Origin of the sequence: Haloarcula sp. JP-L23 (assembly GCF_011602445.1) — an archaeon.
GTDB lineage: Archaea > Halobacteriota > Halobacteria > Halobacteriales > Haloarculaceae > Haloarcula > Haloarcula pellucida.
Genome location: NZ_CP050014.1, coordinates 3378003 through 3394914, shown reverse-complemented (window position 1 = coordinate 3394914; position 16912 = coordinate 3378003). Strand labels below are relative to the sequence as shown.

The 16912-nt window shown below is 61.9% G+C and carries 17 protein-coding genes and 1 pseudogene; 13 read left to right on the top strand and 5 right to left on the bottom strand.

Features of this window, described 5'->3' with window-relative positions:
- Positions 1 to 25: 25 nt before the first annotated feature.
- The gene (locus G9465_RS17795; protein WP_166972456.1) at positions 26 to 259 is read right to left on the bottom strand and encodes an esterase family protein; all 234 of its coding nucleotides are present in this window, start codon (positions 257 to 259) and stop codon (positions 26 to 28) included.
- Between the two features lie 506 nt (positions 260 to 765).
- Here G9465_RS17795 and G9465_RS17790 point away from each other — a divergent pair.
- Positions 766 to 2028, top strand: a complete 1263-nt coding sequence (locus G9465_RS17790) for a CDP-glycerol glycerophosphotransferase family protein (protein ID WP_166972454.1) — start codon at positions 766 to 768, stop codon at positions 2026 to 2028.
- A 384-nt stretch (positions 2029 to 2412) separates the two neighbouring features.
- A complete protein-coding gene (locus G9465_RS17785; protein ID WP_166972452.1) occupies positions 2413 to 4197 on the top strand; it encodes a hypothetical protein in 1785 nt (594 codons plus the stop codon).
- 502 nt (positions 4198 to 4699) lie between these two features.
- On the opposite strand, the gene G9465_RS17780 is transcribed toward G9465_RS17785, so the two are convergent.
- Positions 4700 to 5782, bottom strand: a complete 1083-nt coding sequence (locus G9465_RS17780; RefSeq protein ID WP_166972450.1) for a DUF1616 domain-containing protein — start codon at positions 5780 to 5782, stop codon at positions 4700 to 4702.
- A gap of 596 nt (positions 5783 to 6378) precedes the next feature.
- Here G9465_RS17780 and trmY point away from each other — a divergent pair.
- The 10 genes and pseudogenes from trmY (at position 6379) to G9465_RS17730 (ending at position 15481) form a co-directional block, all read left to right on the top strand.
- On the top strand, positions 6379 to 6975 hold the full coding sequence (gene trmY, locus G9465_RS17775; protein ID WP_166972447.1) for a tRNA (pseudouridine(54)-N(1))-methyltransferase TrmY: 597 nt from the start codon (positions 6379 to 6381) through the stop codon (positions 6973 to 6975).
- A 58-nt stretch (positions 6976 to 7033) separates the two neighbouring features.
- On the top strand, positions 7034 to 7477 hold the full coding sequence (locus G9465_RS17770) for a VanZ family protein (protein WP_166972445.1): 444 nt from the start codon (positions 7034 to 7036) through the stop codon (positions 7475 to 7477).
- Between the two features lie 131 nt (positions 7478 to 7608).
- Entirely contained in the window at positions 7609 to 9678 is a 2070-nt protein-coding gene (locus G9465_RS17765) for a hypothetical protein (RefSeq protein ID WP_166972443.1), read from the top strand.
- Between the two features lie 246 nt (positions 9679 to 9924).
- Positions 9925 to 10470 carry an NUDIX hydrolase gene (locus G9465_RS17760; protein WP_166972441.1) on the top strand — a complete coding sequence of 182 codons (546 nt, stop codon included), beginning with the start codon at positions 9925 to 9927 and terminating at the stop codon, positions 10468 to 10470.
- A 43-nt stretch (positions 10471 to 10513) separates the two neighbouring features.
- Positions 10514 to 10789, top strand: a complete 276-nt coding sequence (locus G9465_RS17755; RefSeq protein ID WP_166972439.1) for a hypothetical protein — start codon at positions 10514 to 10516, stop codon at positions 10787 to 10789.
- Entirely contained in the window at positions 10786 to 11232 is a 447-nt protein-coding gene (locus G9465_RS17750; RefSeq protein ID WP_166972437.1) for a type II toxin-antitoxin system VapC family toxin, read from the top strand. Before G9465_RS17755 ends, G9465_RS17750 begins: the two co-directional genes overlap by 4 nt.
- A 25-nt stretch (positions 11233 to 11257) precedes the next feature.
- On the top strand, positions 11258 to 12730 hold the full coding sequence (tgtA, locus tag G9465_RS17745; RefSeq protein WP_166972435.1) for a tRNA guanosine(15) transglycosylase TgtA: 1473 nt from the start codon (positions 11258 to 11260) through the stop codon (positions 12728 to 12730).
- A gap of 190 nt (positions 12731 to 12920) precedes the next feature.
- Positions 12921 to 14224 (top strand): annotated as a pseudogene (locus G9465_RS17740) (acetamidase/formamidase family protein).
- A 182-nt stretch (positions 14225 to 14406) separates the two neighbouring features.
- Complete coding sequence (locus tag G9465_RS17735) at positions 14407 to 14685, top strand: hypothetical protein (RefSeq protein WP_166972433.1); 279 nt, start codon at positions 14407 to 14409, stop codon at positions 14683 to 14685.
- Between the two features lie 181 nt (positions 14686 to 14866).
- Positions 14867 to 15481 (top strand): class I SAM-dependent methyltransferase, encoded by a 615-nt coding sequence (locus tag G9465_RS17730; RefSeq protein WP_166972431.1) that lies wholly within the window; start codon positions 14867 to 14869, stop codon positions 15479 to 15481.
- Here the strand turns inward: G9465_RS17730 and G9465_RS17725 are convergent.
- Entirely contained in the window at positions 15478 to 15969 is a 492-nt protein-coding gene (locus G9465_RS17725; RefSeq protein WP_166972429.1) for a GNAT family N-acetyltransferase, read from the bottom strand. The two genes, G9465_RS17730 and G9465_RS17725, sit on opposite strands and share 4 nt — an antisense overlap.
- Positions 15970 to 16018: 49 nt before the next feature.
- Entirely contained in the window at positions 16019 to 16276 is a 258-nt protein-coding gene (locus tag G9465_RS17720) for a hypothetical protein (protein WP_166972427.1), read from the bottom strand.
- Between the two features lie 104 nt (positions 16277 to 16380).
- Here G9465_RS17720 and G9465_RS17715 point away from each other — a divergent pair, with 104 nt between their 5' ends.
- Positions 16381 to 16563, top strand: coding sequence for a hypothetical protein (locus G9465_RS17715; RefSeq protein ID WP_166972425.1), 183 nt, complete (start codon positions 16381 to 16383; stop codon positions 16561 to 16563).
- Between the two features lie 39 nt (positions 16564 to 16602).
- On the opposite strand, the gene G9465_RS17710 is transcribed toward G9465_RS17715, so the two are convergent.
- Positions 16603 to 16860, bottom strand: coding sequence for a ubiquitin-like small modifier protein 1 (locus tag G9465_RS17710; RefSeq protein WP_166972423.1), 258 nt, complete (start codon positions 16858 to 16860; stop codon positions 16603 to 16605).
- Positions 16861 to 16912: the final 52 nt, after the last annotated feature.

Genomic DNA, 16912 nt, shown 5'->3' with positions numbered 1-16912 from the left:
AGCGTTCTATCGCCTTGATCGGTCGTCATTCGTCGAGATAGCCGAGAGATTGGAGCCGATTCTTTACGTCTTCCTCCGCAACCGTGTTCCCACTGTCTGTTCCAGCATTCTCTTCTACACGATACAGTACCTCTTCTAATACGTATGTGATATATGCTTCAGACGAGTCAAATTCCGTGTGTTCAAGCCGCTGATCGACTCGGTTCAGAATCCGGTTCGGTAATAGTACCTTGTTGCACTCTGACTCTTCCAGCCTCATGATTCGATTAGGTCCTCCTGACACGTCAATTCGCCACGTGTATTCTTAACTATAGGGGTGAGACAGAGTCATTCTCGGGAGAGACGGCGATTCCATTGTCACCGGCCAGATCGACCACGACTGGATATTCGGATACGACGATGCTCACCTCGTCGTGGAATGTGGCTGTCCCAACTCCGGCACAGTGCTCCTGATTACCTCGTTCTCGCTGCCGACTACTGCTGTTGAGGAAACCGGTACGCACACTTTCGGGGAACGTAGTCGAATCGAACTGCACCAACTGGGTATTTAATCGAGCAGTCAGTCGCGGAGCGAACAAACACGTTGAGGCGCAGATACCGTTCTGTACTGTCAAAGCCGAACACGTCAAGCGTGGCGATGGAAGGGATTGAACCGACGGAGGGTCTGGTGCTGTGTCTGGATACGATTTACCGCGGGTCGTCGGCGCTTGATTCAACGAGCCAAGTGATTATAAGACAACGGCCTTATGTTTATGTTGCAGAACTATGCTAGCATCACCGGATCGGATCGACGAGATATTCCGCAACGGCGAGGCTGTGCACACGGTGTCCCGAATCATGTCGTATCTGCACACGGTTGGCTTCCCTCTTTGTTTTGTCTTCGGCCTTTATGACCAATTTACATCCTACGACCGTCGGGACATCACCATCCTGATTCGTGGTACTAAGCCGGAATCAGACACCTATGCTCTGCTTAGCGAACTCGCCGCCGACGATACCGATCGGACGCTGTACGTCTTCTCCCCTATGGGGATTGACGATACGCAGCTTACCCTCTGGGATGATAGTGATGTCACAACCAAGTCCGCAGAGGTACACACCCTGACTTTCTTTCGTGCACTCGCACAGAGCGAGATCGTTCTGTGTAAATCTAACCCGTTCCTGAAGTGGTACAGGCTGCTCGATCGAAGTGACCGCCGATACGTCCGCCTTTACCACGGACCGATTACAAAGGCATACGGGACCACTCGCACCGGCTCTGAGCCCAGTTTGTTCGGAGATAGCGTACCGCTGCCGGACACTGCACCCAAGTACCGTGCGGTCGAATCTGTAGTCGAAAAGTACTTTCGGGCGAGTGCAGAGGGTAGCCACCCCTCTCGGTACACTATGTGGGGCTACCCGCGTTTCGACAGAATCCAACGTCTCGTTGCCGGAGAGGCAAATCCTGTCCTGCCCGAGGATTCTGAAGCAGTTCTCGAAGAAAGGGACTACACCGACATTCTCTACGCCCCGACACACAAGGATGGCGCCTACAAGACCTCTTTTTTACCGTTCGAAGATGCTGATTCTGAGCGACTGCGTGACTGGTGTCACGAACACGACGTGCGTCTGTTCCTTCGTCCACATCCAAAAGAGAATGTCGAGTACGACCACCTCGTCGACGACCAGCGGATTTTTTCTGCCGATCAGACGTTCGCGAACTCAGCAACCGAACTGATGCCGTATCTCGACGGTCTGATCACTGACTACTCGTCTATTTACATCGCGTTTCTCCCGTACGACTGCCCGATTATCTTCGTCAAAGACGACCACGAACGGTTCCTTTCAGTCCGTGGACTGGCGTTCGACTACGAGCGATACTTCCCTGGCCCCAAACCGGAGACGTTCGACGCGTTCCTCGCCGAACTCCTGGCGATTACCAATGGCCACGACGAGTTCGCTAACGAGCGTTCGTTCGTCAGAAATACCTTCGTCCCTAGACGCGAAACGACGTTTCTCGAAGCTATTCTCCACGAGTGTGACTCGTAGCGACGACGCCGCTCTCCCGCTCTTCGTACTCATGACTCCACTCAATTTCCCGCCTCCGGTTCGAGGCGTCCGAGCAGTGATCCAACGACTCCTATCTCGACGGTACAACGGCCATCTCTTGGATAGCAGAGACGACTTCACATCCTCCCCACTGAGAACAGATTGCCATCAGCTTGAGGCGACTCGAAAACCGCAATTCCAAATCTGAGAAGAGCGACGACGGGTATAACGCAGTCATTCGGCGGTTCGGATTCCCACAGTATAATATTTCGGTGAAAAGAGTTATTTATGTTCTTTGTGCTATATTATCGAAAGTGCCACTACGAGCGAACGTGTGAAGAACTCTATGCTGGTAATCATCAACGTGCAATAGTCTGAGTATACATGAGACAAGGCGTCAAGAAACGGTTTTTAGAAATCCTTGCAATCGATTTGGTCATCGGAAGCGTCGTTAGAGCGCACCAAGCACCAGCCACTGGATACGAACTATCGATATACGAAGCAACCCCAATCTCTGTCTGGGTTGGGCTTGGCTCTGCGTTGATAGTATCTATCGTCCTCATAGCGATACTGGACTCTAAGATCGGCTACGTTTCCGGGCTACTTGCGTTGATTAGCTGGACCTCGATGGGAACGATTCGTGGCCATTATCTCACGGGGGCAGATCCACTGGTCCATCTAGGGGAGGTCAAATATATCCTTGCTACCGAGAAACTCCGGAATGGATTCTATCCTGTGACACACCTCTTGTCCGCTAATCTGTCCTCGATAGGTGGTCTTTCACCGCGTCAATCACTGATACTTACGACGCCCATTTTCGTCACCCTCTTCGTGATATTTATCACACTCACTGTTCGCCGGTTTACTGACCAGGGTCTCTATGCGTCACCAGTCGGATTCTTTACCGGACTGCTTCTCCTCCCTATCAACTGGATGGGCGTACACCTGAAACCACACCCGTCGTCGTACGCAACTCTACTGATCCCTCTGCTGTTGTTCACTGCACTGCTGTATTGGGAATACGGAAACACCTCTCGACTAGGCTGTTTCGCTTTCTTATCACTGGCCTTGGTACACACCCACCCACTAATCGCACTGGTCATGACTGGAGTTCTAGCAGCGATATCCTTTTCCAACCTCACTCTTGACAAATTCTCTAAAAATATAAATTTCGGTATCACCGAACGTTGGTGGTTGTACTCGCTACCTGTCTTAATCTTGAGTATCTTCGTATCAGTTAAACTTTCAGGGAACCCAACGTTTCAGAGCGAGATAGCGGCCGTGTCGGAAAATTTCGGATCGTTATTCGCACAAGAATCAACGACGACGGGCCGGGCCTCCTCTCTGAACGACGTTGGTATTACGCCGACCCAATTGGTTATGCGGCTAATGGGTGTGAGTCTAGTTGCCGGAGTCGTTGGTGCGATAACTGCATCAGCATCTATTTATAAATCTATTTTGGAACATGAAGACTCGAATAGGCTACAAATAATACTCTCTATGGGAGTTCTATCCTCAATAATTCCCTTTGCGATATTTTTCTTCGCTGATTCACTACTATATTTCCGAATAATTGGCTCATCTATGGTTTTTGTGTCCATTGTATTCTCATCTGGGGTTTCTTGGATACTACTTGGCACTGCTAGTCGGAAATTTATAAACAGCCGATACTTGTTAGTCATCGTCTTCCTGATATTGTTGTCTCCCTCGATGGCCATCGCAAATCCGTCGCCATATATCGTCCAAGAATCCCAACAACGAACTGAGGCACAGATGGCAGCAGTCGAAACATTGAGTACACATTACGATGGCAACGACGTAGTCACCGTCAGATCTCATTATCCTCGATTAAAATGGGCCGTGACTGGACGCCCCGCAACTCTCCACATTCAAAATATGCCATACAATTTCAACAACCGAGACTTGCCGGCCGCGTACAACCATTCGCGATACGTGCTTGTCACTGCGCGCGACTACCAGATGGACGTACGCCTTTACGACGGATTACGTTACAATTCCGGTGACTTTGCGTACCTCGACAACGAGACGGGAATGCATAAGATTCTGAACAACGGTGGAACGACAATATATCGAATTCCGGATGAGACCCGACGGGAGCGATCAATTCGTTGCGAGGGTTGTCGAACTCACACCGAGGTCAGAGATTAGTTTCCAGAGCCCTAGTCACCGATGGTTGAGGATTCAATCTCCTCATATCTCGCACAGATTCGGCTAGTCAGCGAGGTTGGCGCTGGTCGTAGTCAGTGCCACCGAAAACAATACGTGTGACTTCCGGGGACGTATCGCGGCCGTCAGTGTCTGTGTACCTTTCTGTTACCATCTGCTGGTAGTCGAGGAATGCACTCTTCTGTCTACTGATTGAGGCTGACAGCGGGTCGGCACGAACGCTCGCTGTCCGCGACTAGCACCTCGATATCGGGTGCTTGCGGTTCTCAACCTCGACGGGCAGATTACCGCCTCGCCGACCCATCCGTGGGAACCGGTATCGCCTGTCACTGAATCCTTTGTCAGGAATAGACCGTCATCATACTGGGTCTGTTCACCGAGAACGACGCCGGTCACAGACGAGCACAGGATACCGCTACCAGCCCAGCTGCACGTCGTAACAGGCCAGATAGCTAATGACACACCGCGACGTCAATCTCAGCACTCAATTCGAAGTGACGTTGACCCAGAGGTGGACGTCGCGATACGCGGATTCGGCATTCGGATTCGACGGTACTCCGCCACGATACAGCAGATACTGTAATCGGAGGTGAGTTCCCTCAAACGTCGGGGCGATGGTGTGGTGATGGCGCCACGTCTCGTTTGGTGCGAGGGTTCGATGGAACTCGTCCAATCGCTTCGAACGCAAGACCGTAGTCGAGTTGTTTTCGACTCTCACGTTCTGGAGTCTGACCAGCACGCTGTATTCGACTCGCCGGTGTTCCTGATTGCTGACGGCCACTATCAGCCTACGTTCTTCTCCGACAGAGTACTCGGTCGGATAGTCCTCGGGCACTAGTTCGCCGGTCTCTGATTCGGTAAGGAGGTAGAATTCTGTAAACGACTCGCCCTCCTGCGGGAAGGTCACGGCCCAGCCGACGGTCGAAACCGCGACGATGAGACTCACCACGAGCACAGCAGTGATAATGCGTTCACCATGATGAGTGGGCTGTCCGAATTTGGTGCGTGCGCTTTCGACCCACTCGCGGTACGGAACCTGGAACCGCTCCGTCTCGGGCAGCGACTGGCGGCGGTACGCAGCGACAGCAACTGACGCGAGGGTGAACGCACTGAGGCTGAGGAGGATGGGAACGAGGCTGAGAGTCCAGGACAGATAGTCCATCACGACGCCTACGAGAGGAGATATCACGATGCTGAGGCCGAAAGAGAGGGAAAGACGCTCTATGCCGTCGATACGGTTCGACGCGTTCGCTCCACTCGATGAGTTCCTGAGTCCAGTCGCTGGGACGTCGGCTGGCTCCGATTCAGCGGAGCCTGTTCCGACCGCTGGGAAGAGTGCGGCGACGAAGGCGTAGCCCGGGAAGAACAGCAGGAATCCCACACCGAACAGAATTCGGAGCGGGGTTTCACGAACGACCGGCAGTAACACGAACAAGTTCGTCGAGAAGACTGCGGCGAGTACTATCGTGAGGTCTGCCGGGAGTTCGTGTATACCGTTCGCCACGCGCAGGGCTCCCTCGGTAAGAAATCCGATGTCTTCGTCTGAATCGACCTGCGAGTCGCCCATACAGGCAATAGTGTCAAAATCGTATTAACTCTGACTCCTAGCAGTGACACCGTTTCCGTGTTTAATGGGCTAGCTGAATACCGTATCTCTCGGACACACATCGCACTGCTCGGTGCCGTATCCGGCATCTTTCAGGGTTTTACGATTTCCACACTCCTCGCTAGCGAGCTTTGGGCGTCGGTAGGCGTCGGGTGTGGGCAAACACCCCTAAAAAAGACGCTCGGATTCGGCGCACAGATGCTCCCGACTCCTACACTGGTGTCCGGTGAACTGCTTTCGGCGTATCGACGTGAGTGCCTCGAACGTGTGAGGTCACTCTCCCTCACTCATCGAACGTAACCGCGACCGCATTGTCGGTCGCATCAACCCGTTCGAGTGAACCCCGAAACCCGAACCCGCTGATAGAGCTCCGACTACCGATTCTCGGGAGAATCTGGTGGTGAACTGGTCGAACTTCCCTGTCTCCCTCACCTTGAGTACGGAGTGCCGTGTTCCGTGGTCTGTGGTGGGTGTTGGACGTGTCTGCGAGACGTTGATCCAATGTCCAGTTCAGGCCGTCCCGACACACCTAACCTACCCCGTCGATACGGTCCGGTATGCGCCAGTTCGTCGTTGTCGGTCACGACGCTCCCACCACGCCCGACTTCTCGCTCGACGACCTCGCCGGGGCCGCCGGTCGTCTCGACGTGCTCTGTCGCTGTGTCAACAGTGCGTTCTTCTTAAGCCACGACATCCGCGAGGACGTCCGTGCGCACCTCGTCCTCGCCGACGAGTACACCGTCACCTTCGAGGGGAGCGACCTCCGTCGTCTGAACCCCGACGAGCGGTCGACGGCGGCGCTCGTCCGCAACGCCCTCGAAGAGCGCGAGGAAGCTATCGGCCACATCCCCGTCGAGACGTCGCCCGGTGTCTCGCTCACCCGTCGAGGATTCAAGGCGACGCTCGACGACGTTGCTCGGGACGGCACCGTCGTCCAACTCCACGAAGACGGCGATCCCGTCGTCGACGTCGAGACGCCGACAGACCCGGTGTTCGTCCTCTCGGACCACCACGACTTCGCTGCGAGCGAGGCCGGCCTGCTGGCCGAGGCCGCCGATGAGCGCGTCTCACTCGGCCCCGAACGACTGCACGCCGACCACGCCATCACGGTCGCACACAACTACCTCGATACGGACGGCTTTACGGAGTACTGACTCGAAGATGGAGCGTAGTCTTTAGATACGGAGTTGGCAAATAGACGGACTAATACCCATGACTGTTCGTCTTCCGCTCGTCCCACGCTGGCTCCGGTGGGGGTTCGTCGTCGCCGTCGCGGGGTTCATCTTCTACATGTCTCTCGTCGCCGTGCCACCGGAGACAGCTGTCGACACGGCGAAACCCGACGTACTGCCGCTGGATAAGTGGCGCCACTTCGTCGCGTACGCTGCGCTCGCCGGGACGCTCGTCTACGCGACAGCCGACTGGGCGCTCCGTCGACGGTGGTCCGTCCTTCTCGTCGTCGGGAGTGTCGCGCTGTACGGCGTCGGCATCGAGGCCGGCCAGTCGGCACTTCCGGCGCGGTACTTCTCACTGGGGGACGCCTACGCGAACGTCCTCGGTGCCGTGTTGCTGACGCCGTGGTACCTCCTCCAGCCCCACTTCGAGTTCGTCGGGGTGCGAGCGTGGGTCCGAGAGACCGTCCCACACCCCTCCTAAACGGACCAACAGACCCCAGAAGACCTTTGCCTCGCGCTCTCGACGACGCCGTATGATGCAGGACGGCGCTCCGAACGGCCGGGTCCCGCGAGGCACCGCGGCGTTATACGCACAGTGGGGTGGCTGACCGGATGGCGGAGCCAACACTCGACCGGCGGACGCTCCTCGCGGCCCTCGCGGGTGCCGGCGCGGCGTCGGTCGCCGGTTGTTCGGTCTTCGACGGCGGCGAGGACAGCGACGCGAGCGACGTCGAGAGCGACCGGGCCGAAGAACTCGCCACCCGCTTTGCGCCGACGCTGTACTTCGACGAGAACGAACCGTGGTTCCCGACCGATCCACGACCCTACACCAGCGAGCGCGACGGCGAGACAGTCGTCGACGGGTTCGACGCCTTCGACGGCTACCACGAGCGGTTCACCGGCGAGCAACCACCGGACCCGACGGTGTTCTATCACGCCGTCGAGTACGAGAACTCGCCGCTGGCGGTCGTCCAGTTCTGGCTGTACTCGGCGTTCGACCAGTTCACGACCAACTTTCACTGGCACGACTGGGAGGTACTGCACGTCTTCGTCGATACGGAGACCGACGAGCCCCAACTGTACGTCGCCAGTTCCCACTCCCGGAAGGTGCCGAACAACGAGTTCCTCGACCCGGACCCCGAGGGCGTGCCGCGCATCCTCTCGGAACTGGGGTCACACTCCAGCGCGCTGTCGGTCAACGACTCGCTCGACGAGTTTCAGCGACTCCCCGAGGGGGCCGCCCTCGCCGACATCACCAACAGCGCCATCGAGACGCTGGAGGACGTGGCGGCCATCCCCTTCGCTTACGGGTTGCCGCGCGACGAGGGGTATCGACTGCCTTACGTCGTCCCCGAGTACGAGGGCGCGCCGCTGTACGACCACCCCGACCTCCCGTCCGTCGAGCGCTCGGACCTCGTCAGCGACGCGCTGACGGTACGCTCGCTGGACTCGCTCTCGTCGCCGCCGACGGACCTGCCCGACCGGTCGACGGGACTCGTCTTCAAACACGCCGAGCGCGAGGGCGGCGACGAGGCCGATATCGAGTACGACCTCGTCCCGACCGGCGAGTTAGAGTCCATCGCGGATTTCACCGGGCCGCAGTTGAGCTTCGAGTTCGCCGTCCCCGAGTTCGGCGAGGACGCCGTCGCGGGCCACATCACGACGACGGGTGCGCCGTGGGGCCAACCCCGCTACGAGAACCCGGCGGCGGATATCACCGAACCGAACCACCGGGCGGCGCTGGCCGAGCGCTACGACGCCATCGGCGAGGCCGCCTCCATCAACACCGTCGTCGCCAGCATCTCCGAGGCCGTCCCGAGCGGCGACGCGCCCGAAGACGAGGGCCTGACCACGCAGTCGTCGACCGTCGAGGCGTTCGCGCTGCTGGAGAGCGACCCCGAGGCTGTCCCGACGTTCAACGGCGTCGCCGCCGTGCGGGACGTGCCGGCGGGCGAGCACCGCCTGACGGTCAACCGCGCGGGGGCGGCCCCGCACAGCGAATCGGTCTCGGTCGCCGACGAGGGCGGCCCGACGCTCGCCGGTGTCGACGGCGAGATACCGACCGTCGCAACCGAACGCGCCCGGAAAGTGGAACTGGACCCGGCCGAGGCCGACAGCGACCTGACCGACCTCGCCGTCGAGGACGACTTCGCGGGCCGACTGTACGACGTACCGCTCTCCGGTCCGGACGCGGTGTACGTCCACGACGGCGGCGCCTACACGACGGAGGTTCGAGATGCCGACGACGCCGTCGGCGCGTTCCGCGTGAACCCCGACCCGGCGGCCGACGAGGCCGTCCGAATCGAGACGCCGAACACCGGGAAAGCGTCGCTGTCGACGTTCCTCGCGGACATCTCGGCGGAGACGCAGACCGAAATTCAGGGGCGCACAGAGACCGATACCGCGACCGAAGTCGGCGGCGGGGCGGCTATCTCCGGCCTCACGCAGGCGCTCGGTGCCGTCGCCGACGCGGCACGGCGGGCGGCCGAGCGGGCCGAGGCCGGCGACGCCGCCGGCGCTGACAAACGACTCCGGGGCCTCCGGACCGCGCTGGAGCAGGTCCGCGACCGACTGGAAGAAGCGCGCGACGCACTGCCGCCGGAACTCGCGACTGCCGCCGAGAAGCGGCTGAATCAGGCTGACAGGCGAGCCCAACAGGCACTCGACCAAGAGAAGCTCTGAGTCGCGTTCGACGTCGGCTCTGCTCCGCGTCGGCGGTCAGGACCCTAGCCAGCGCGCGGCACCGCCGGCCAGCATCACGAGTGCACCGGCGACGAACGTGCCGGGAATCGGGAGCGCGAACAGGAGCGCGCCGCAAACGAGCACTATCGAGGATACTCTCATCGGGTTCACGCTACAAGCGCCGCCCGGATACGCGCCGGCCTTGCAATCGCCACGCGTTTATCAGTCGACCCCCCAAACCCGCGCATGGCAGACGACCTCGCATGGGAGACGCTAGCGACGGAGACGGCCTACACCTGCCCGGGGTTCGACGTGGTCCACGAGGACGTGCGCCTGCCTGACGGGACCGAGTCGGACTTCGACTTCCTCCGGGAGGGCGACAGCGTCGTGATACTGCCCTTCACCCCCGACGGCGATGTCGTCGTCATCGAGGAGTGGCGGCAGGCGGTCAAGCGGGTCAACCGCGCGCTCCCGGCCGGGAGCGTGGAGGCCGACGACGACGCGCCGCGGGCGGCAGTTTCCCGTGAACTCCGGGAGGAGACGGGATACGAGGCCGACGAGGTCAGCCACCTCTACACGGCGGAACCGGCCAACGGCTACGCGGACTCGGTGTTCCACTACTTCCTCGCCGAGGGGTGTACGCCGACGGCCGAACAGGACTTAGACTTCAACGAGTCCATCCGCGTCGAGACGACGGCCTTCGAGGTGCTACTGGCGTCGCTGCGAACCGGTGACCTACAGGACGGCCGGTCGGCGGTCGGGGTGATGTACTACGCGCTGTTCGAGCGTTGACTCGTACCAATGTTCATCTGGTAGAAAGAGTTACTAAGTAACTATGGCGACAGCGGTCAAGGTCGACGAGGACGCCAAGTCCCGTCTGGAAGAGCTACAGGCGGTGATTCGGCTGAAAGCCGGGAAACGCGTCACACAGCAGGAACTCCTCTCACGGCTCATCGACGACGCGTACGAGTCTCGGGAGGAGGTCGTCGACTCGTTCCGGGAGTCGACCGTTCCCCTCACTGACGACGAGAAGGAAGCGATGCAACGCGGTCGGTTCAGTTCGGGCACCGAGACTGACGAAGAGGACATCGACGATATCCTCTACGGATGACCGTCTTGGTCGACACGGGTGTTCTCTACGCCGACCACGACACCGATTCGGCTCGGCACACAGCCGCCAGTGATGCATTGGAGACGGTGTACGACGGCGAACTCGGGCAGCCCTACGTCAGCGAGTATGTATATGACGAGGCGGTGACGCTGACGCTCAAGCGGAGCAACTCTGTCGAGGCTGCTCGCCGACTGGGACGGCGCCTTCGTGGGACTGGGTCGTTTCCGAAGGTGTACGAGATTCTGCACGTATCTCACCCGATGTTCACGGACGGTATCGACGTGTTCGAGCGCTACGACGACCTGAATCTGAGTTTTACCGACTCCGTTCTCATCGCACAGGCTGAGCATCACGACATAGACGGGGTCCTCAGTTTCAACGACGACTTCGACGGCCGGCGCCGACCGACTCGACCCGGCGGACCTGTAGAACACAACCCTTAGGCGCGCGCCCCGCCGACGACGGACAATGACGAACTTCGAGGTCCGGGCGTACGACGCCGCGGGCCGACTCGGCGAACTGGAAGTCCCGCGGGCCGGCGTCACCGTCCAGACGCCGACCATCCTTCCCGTGGTCAACCCCCACGTCCAGACGGTCGATCCGTCGGCGCTCGAATCCGAGTTCGGCGCGGAGATTCTCATCACGAACAGCTACATCCTCCATGGTTCCGAGGACCTGCGCGAACCGGCCCTCGAACAGGGTCTGCACGACCTGCTGGACTTCTCGGGGGCCATCATGACCGACTCGGGGTCGTTCCAACTGGCGGAGTACGGCGATATCGACGTGACGACCGAGGAGATTCTGCGGTTCCAGTACGACATCGGATCCGACATCGGGACGCCGGTAGACATCCCGACGCCGCCGGACGTAGAGCGCGAGCGCGCCGAGTCGGAACTGGCGACCACGCAGGATCGTCTGGGGCGAGCGGCCGAGGTGGACACCGGCGAGATGCTCGTCTCTGCACCCGTACAGGGGTCGACGTACCCGGACCTCCGCGAACGGGCCGCCAGAGACGCCAAGTCGACCGGGCTGGACGTGTTCCCGCTGGGTGCCGTCGTCCCGCTGATGAACGAGTACCGCTATGCCGACCTCGCGGACGTCGTCGCGGCCTGCAAGCGCGGCCTCGGCGAGACGGGACCGGTTCACCTGTTCGGTGCCGGTCACCCGATGATGTTCGCGCTGGCGGCGGCGCTGGGCTGTGACCTCTTCGACTCCGCCGCGTACGCGCTGTACGCCCGCGACGACCGCTATCTCACCGTCCGCGGGACGGAACTGCTGGACGACCTCGAACAGTTCCCGTGTCAGTGCCCGATCTGTACGGACCACACGCCCGCGGAACTCCGTTCAATGGCCGACGAGGTGCGCGAGGACTTACTGGCCCGGCACAACCTCCACGTCACGTACGGCGAGATTCGCACCGTCCGGCAGGCCATCCGCTCGGGGGACCTCATGGAACTGGTCGACTCGCGGGCCCGCGGGCACCCGACGATGCTCGACGGCTACCGCGCGCTGCTCTCCCACGCCGAGCAACTCGAACGCACCGACCCCGTCTCGAAGGACGCCTTCTTCTATACGTCCGCCGAGAGTGCCCGCCGGCCCGAAGTCCTGCGTCATCACGAGCGACTCGACCGGTTCGAACTCGATGCCGACTCGGTGTTGCTGACCGAGGGCGGGTCGAACGACCGCTACGACGAGACGTGGGGCGTCGTCCCGCCCTTTGGCCCGTACCCACGGGACCTCGCCGAGACGTATCCGCTGACCGCCGAGGTGCCAGAACGGACCGACCGGGCGGCCTACGAGGCCGCCGCCGACGGGGTCGCTCGTCTCGTCAGCCTGCATCCCGATGTGGAGTTCACGCTGGTCCACGACGACTGGCCCGCGACGGCGCTGGAGACGGTGCCCGACGGGGTACGACTGCGTGACCTGCACGCGAGGGACTAGCGAGGGTCTGAGCGACGCGAAGACCCTCGAAGCGAGACGGCGACCACCGGGAGCCGTAGAGCAGTAGCGAGAGCCCGAACGGAGTGAGGTGGTCTCGAACTGCGAGCGCTCGTCTCTGGGCCGGAAACGTGAACTCCGTCGATGATTGGGTCGTACGTTTATCCTGTTCGACTTCCAACAGTAGAATGGTATGTCACAGCAAGTCACGAAAGACCTCGAAGTCGACGAGTACACGCTCGGACTGGTCGGACCGGAACAGGAGTGGGCTGGAACGGTCGCCGACGGCGGCACGGTCAGGACACACACGCCGCCGGCCTGCTGGGGGCCGATGATCACGCCCGAGTTCCGCGGCGGACACGAGGTGACGAAGCCGATTCGCGTCGACGGCGCGGCGGTCGGCGACGCCATCGCTATCCGCATCAAGGACATTGAGGTGACCAGCGTTGCAACCAGCACCGGGTCGATGGAGGAACGCGAGGGCGCGTTCGGCGACGACCCGTTCGTCGACCACAAGTGTCCGGAGTGTGGCGTCGAGTGGCCCGAGAGCGTCGTCGAAGGCACCGGCGAGGAGTCTATCCGGTGTGCGGAGTGTGGTGCCAACGCCTCCTCCTTCGCCTTCGAGTACGGCATCACGGCGGTGTTCGACCACGACGGCGAGGTGGGTCTCACGGTCGACAGCGAGGCCGCCCACGACCTCGCGGGACGTGCCGAGGAGGCGATGGCCCTACCCGAGAACTCCCGCCAGCACCCCATCCTGCTGTACGAACCCTCGGAGATGCCGGGGACGCTCGGCCACCTCCGACCGTTCCTCGGGAACATCGGGACGACGCCGCCCATCGAACTACCGGACTCGCACAACGCCGGGGACTTCGGGCAGTTCCTCATCGGCGCCGACCACGACTGGGGTCTCGACAGCGAAGACGAACTCGCCGAGCGCACGGACGGGCACATGGACATCAACGCCGTCCGCGAGGGGCCATCCTCGTCTGCCCGGTGAAGGTCGACGGCGGCGGCATCTACGTCGGCGACATGCACGCCAATCAGGGCGACGGCGAACTCGCCTTGCACACCACCGACGTGAGCGGGCACACCGAGTTCGAGGTGGAGGTCATCGAGGGCCTGAACATCGACGGGCCGATACTCCTGCCGAACGAGGAGGACCTCCCCCACATCGCCAAACCGTACACCGACGACGACGTCGCGGCCGGCGAGGCCCTCGGCGCGGAGTACGGCGTCGACGTCGAGACGGAGATGGGACCGATTCAGGTCGTCGGCTCCGGGGCGACGGTTAACGACGCCACCGAGAACGCCTTCGACCGGGCGGGGACGCTGCTGGACATGTCGGAAGGCGAGGTTCGTACCCGGTGTACGTTCACCGGCGGCGTCGAAATCGGTCGGCTCCCGGGCGTCGTCCAGTTGACCATGCTGGCGCCGATGGACCGCCTCGAAGACCGGGGCCTCGACCACCTCGTCCGCGAGCAGTATGGCCTGTAATCGGACGCGCGCCGTCGACGGCGGTTCGGCCGGAATCCCGGATCTGTCGCTAGCGCCCGTAACGATTCGGTTTAGCCGGCGTTAATCCGCGTTAACCGTCGTAAAATCGGCCCGAAACCGGCCGGCAATCGGGTTCACGGCCACCCCCCACTTTACACCTGTCCCCGGAAGACCGAGTTGCAATGTTCGAAGCAGACCCGCTCACGATGGCAACGTTCGCAAACGACGCGGCGCAGCTGGCGATGCAGGCCGGCCCGCCCACAGACCTGCCCGCGCAGGTACCGGACTTCGTCGGCGACATCCTCGGCGAGGTCGGGTCGTCGGCCGGCGAGGCCAAAGACGGCATCGGTGAGACCATCAGTGGTCTGACACCGGGCGGCAGTGAGGCCTCCGGGGGTGCCGACGCGGCGGCCAACGCGAGCGACGCGAGCGAGGCCGCGGCCGACGCCGCCGGTAAGTAGAGTCCCGTACCCGCTGACGCTCCCACACGCGCGGTCGACGTAGCGACCGGCGCGTGACCCCACTCCACGCACTCCTCCCTGACCCCCGCTCGTCTCCCCGTTGCTCCACACCGTTCCACCCGTTTTCGACGGTATCGGCCGAGTCCGCGGAACCTTTCAACGCGCGACTCCAGCATCGGGTATGAAGAAGTCGCTGGACGAACACGCGGACCGATTCTCCGACCACGCCGTCGACTACGACGAGAGTCAGGACTCTCCGGAGTACCGGGCCTGCGCGGACCTCGTCGTCGCCCACGCCGACCCCGACTCCGAGGACGTGGTGCTGGATTTGGGCACCGGGACGGGCGCTATCGCCTTCGGCGTCGCCGACGAGGCTGCCGAGGTCGTCGGCCGCGATATCAGCGAGGGGATGCTCGAACAGGCCCGCGAGAAGGCCGCCGAGAACGGCGTCGCAAACGTCACGTTCGGCGAGGGCCGCTTCCGCGACCCGCAGGTGCCAGACGGTGTCGACGTGGACGTCGTCACCTCGAACTTCGCGATGCACCACCTCGGCGACGACGAGAAGCGCGAGGCCATCGACGTCATCGCCGGCCTCGGTCCGCACCGCATCGTCCTCGGCGACGTGATGTTCTTCGGCGAACCGAATCCCGACGACCCGTTCTACAGCCCCGAGGTGGACGACCCGGCGACGGTCGGCGTCCTCGCCGACGCCTTCACCGACGCGGGCTACGCGCTGACGGCCGTCGAGATGGTCTCCGAGCAGGTCGGCGTCCTCGTCGCCGAACGACCGGACTAGAGCGACTTGGCGTAGACGTAGCCCTCCACGTCGAGGAACTCGTCGTAGTGGTCGTCGACGCGGCCGAACCCCCGTGCCTCGTAGAACCCGATAGCGGCGTCGTTGCCGGCCATGACGACGAGCCGCAGGCGACGGCCGCCGCGTTCACGGAGTCTCGATTCGAGGTCACCGAGCAGCGTCGTCCCGGCGCCCGCCCCCCAGTAGTCGGGGTCGACGTAGATGCGTGCCAGCGACCACGTTCGGTCCCCGTCGTCACTCTGCTCGGCGTCGGCGAACCCGATCACCTCGTCGTCGGCTGTGGCGACGAGGAACACGCGTTCGGTGTCGGTTATCGCCGTTTCGAGGCGCGACGGCGTGTAGTACCGCTGGAGGAACGCGTCGACGGTGTCCGCACCGACGATGTCGTCGTGAGCGGCGTGCCACGCCCGGCGACCGACACGCTGGACCGCCGGGACGTCCTCGCACGTTCCCCTTCGAACCCCCGGCATACGCCACCATATCAACCCTCTCGCAATAAGTGCTTGTCAGGAGCGCGCGTTACCGTTCGGACGCCGGTTCCAGCCGTGTGCCGTCCCGCGGGCAGTAATCGTACGAGTCCACGGTCGCCTGAAACCCGCAGTGCGGACACTCCTGTACGACGGTCGGTTCGCCGTCGCCGAGCCCCCGGAAGAGGAACGGAACGAACGGGAGGAACAGGAAGACGAACAGGCTCTCGAAGTACCACCAGAGCGCCGCGGTGACGAGGAGGCTCACGACGAGGCCGACGATAGCCGTCGCGGTTCGGGACCCGACCATACTGGGCAGTTACTGTCCGAGGGCCAAAACCCCACGGCCATCCGATTGTGCCACGTGCCCACACCGCACGCTTTTGTCACATGCGGGACGACATTCGACCAGGTATGTCCGACGACGACGGGTACTGGCGGTTCTGTGCCATCGTCGAGCGAGAGATCATCACGACGCCGACGGTGACGGCGCCGCCGCACACCGAACGGGCCGTCCTCGAACAGCACACCGACTCTGGCGCGTACCGCCTCCGACCGCTCGATGCGATCACCGACGGCGCCGAACGGATAACGTAGTCTGCCGCGTGAGCGCCGTCGACGAGCGCCGCGTCGTGCTCAGCCACCCTGCATCGGAGGATGGACGCTGAGTTCGGCGTCGGCCGGACAGTCGTCTTCTGGGTCCACCGTGGCCCCGTCGACGGACAACCGCACGCTCGATTCGAGGGCCTCGTCGTCGAAGAGGTGTCGTTCAGCACGCGGGTACGCTTCGACGAGCGCCGACACCGCCTCCCGGACCGTCCCGCCGTCGAAGTCGACGGTCACCGTCTTCTCGCCGGTGGCACCCCGGAGGTGGCCGTACACTGTGACCTCCATGGGCGGGGTTTCGGACGCCGCGGGGATTACCGTTGCCCGTCTCGGCCCTCGA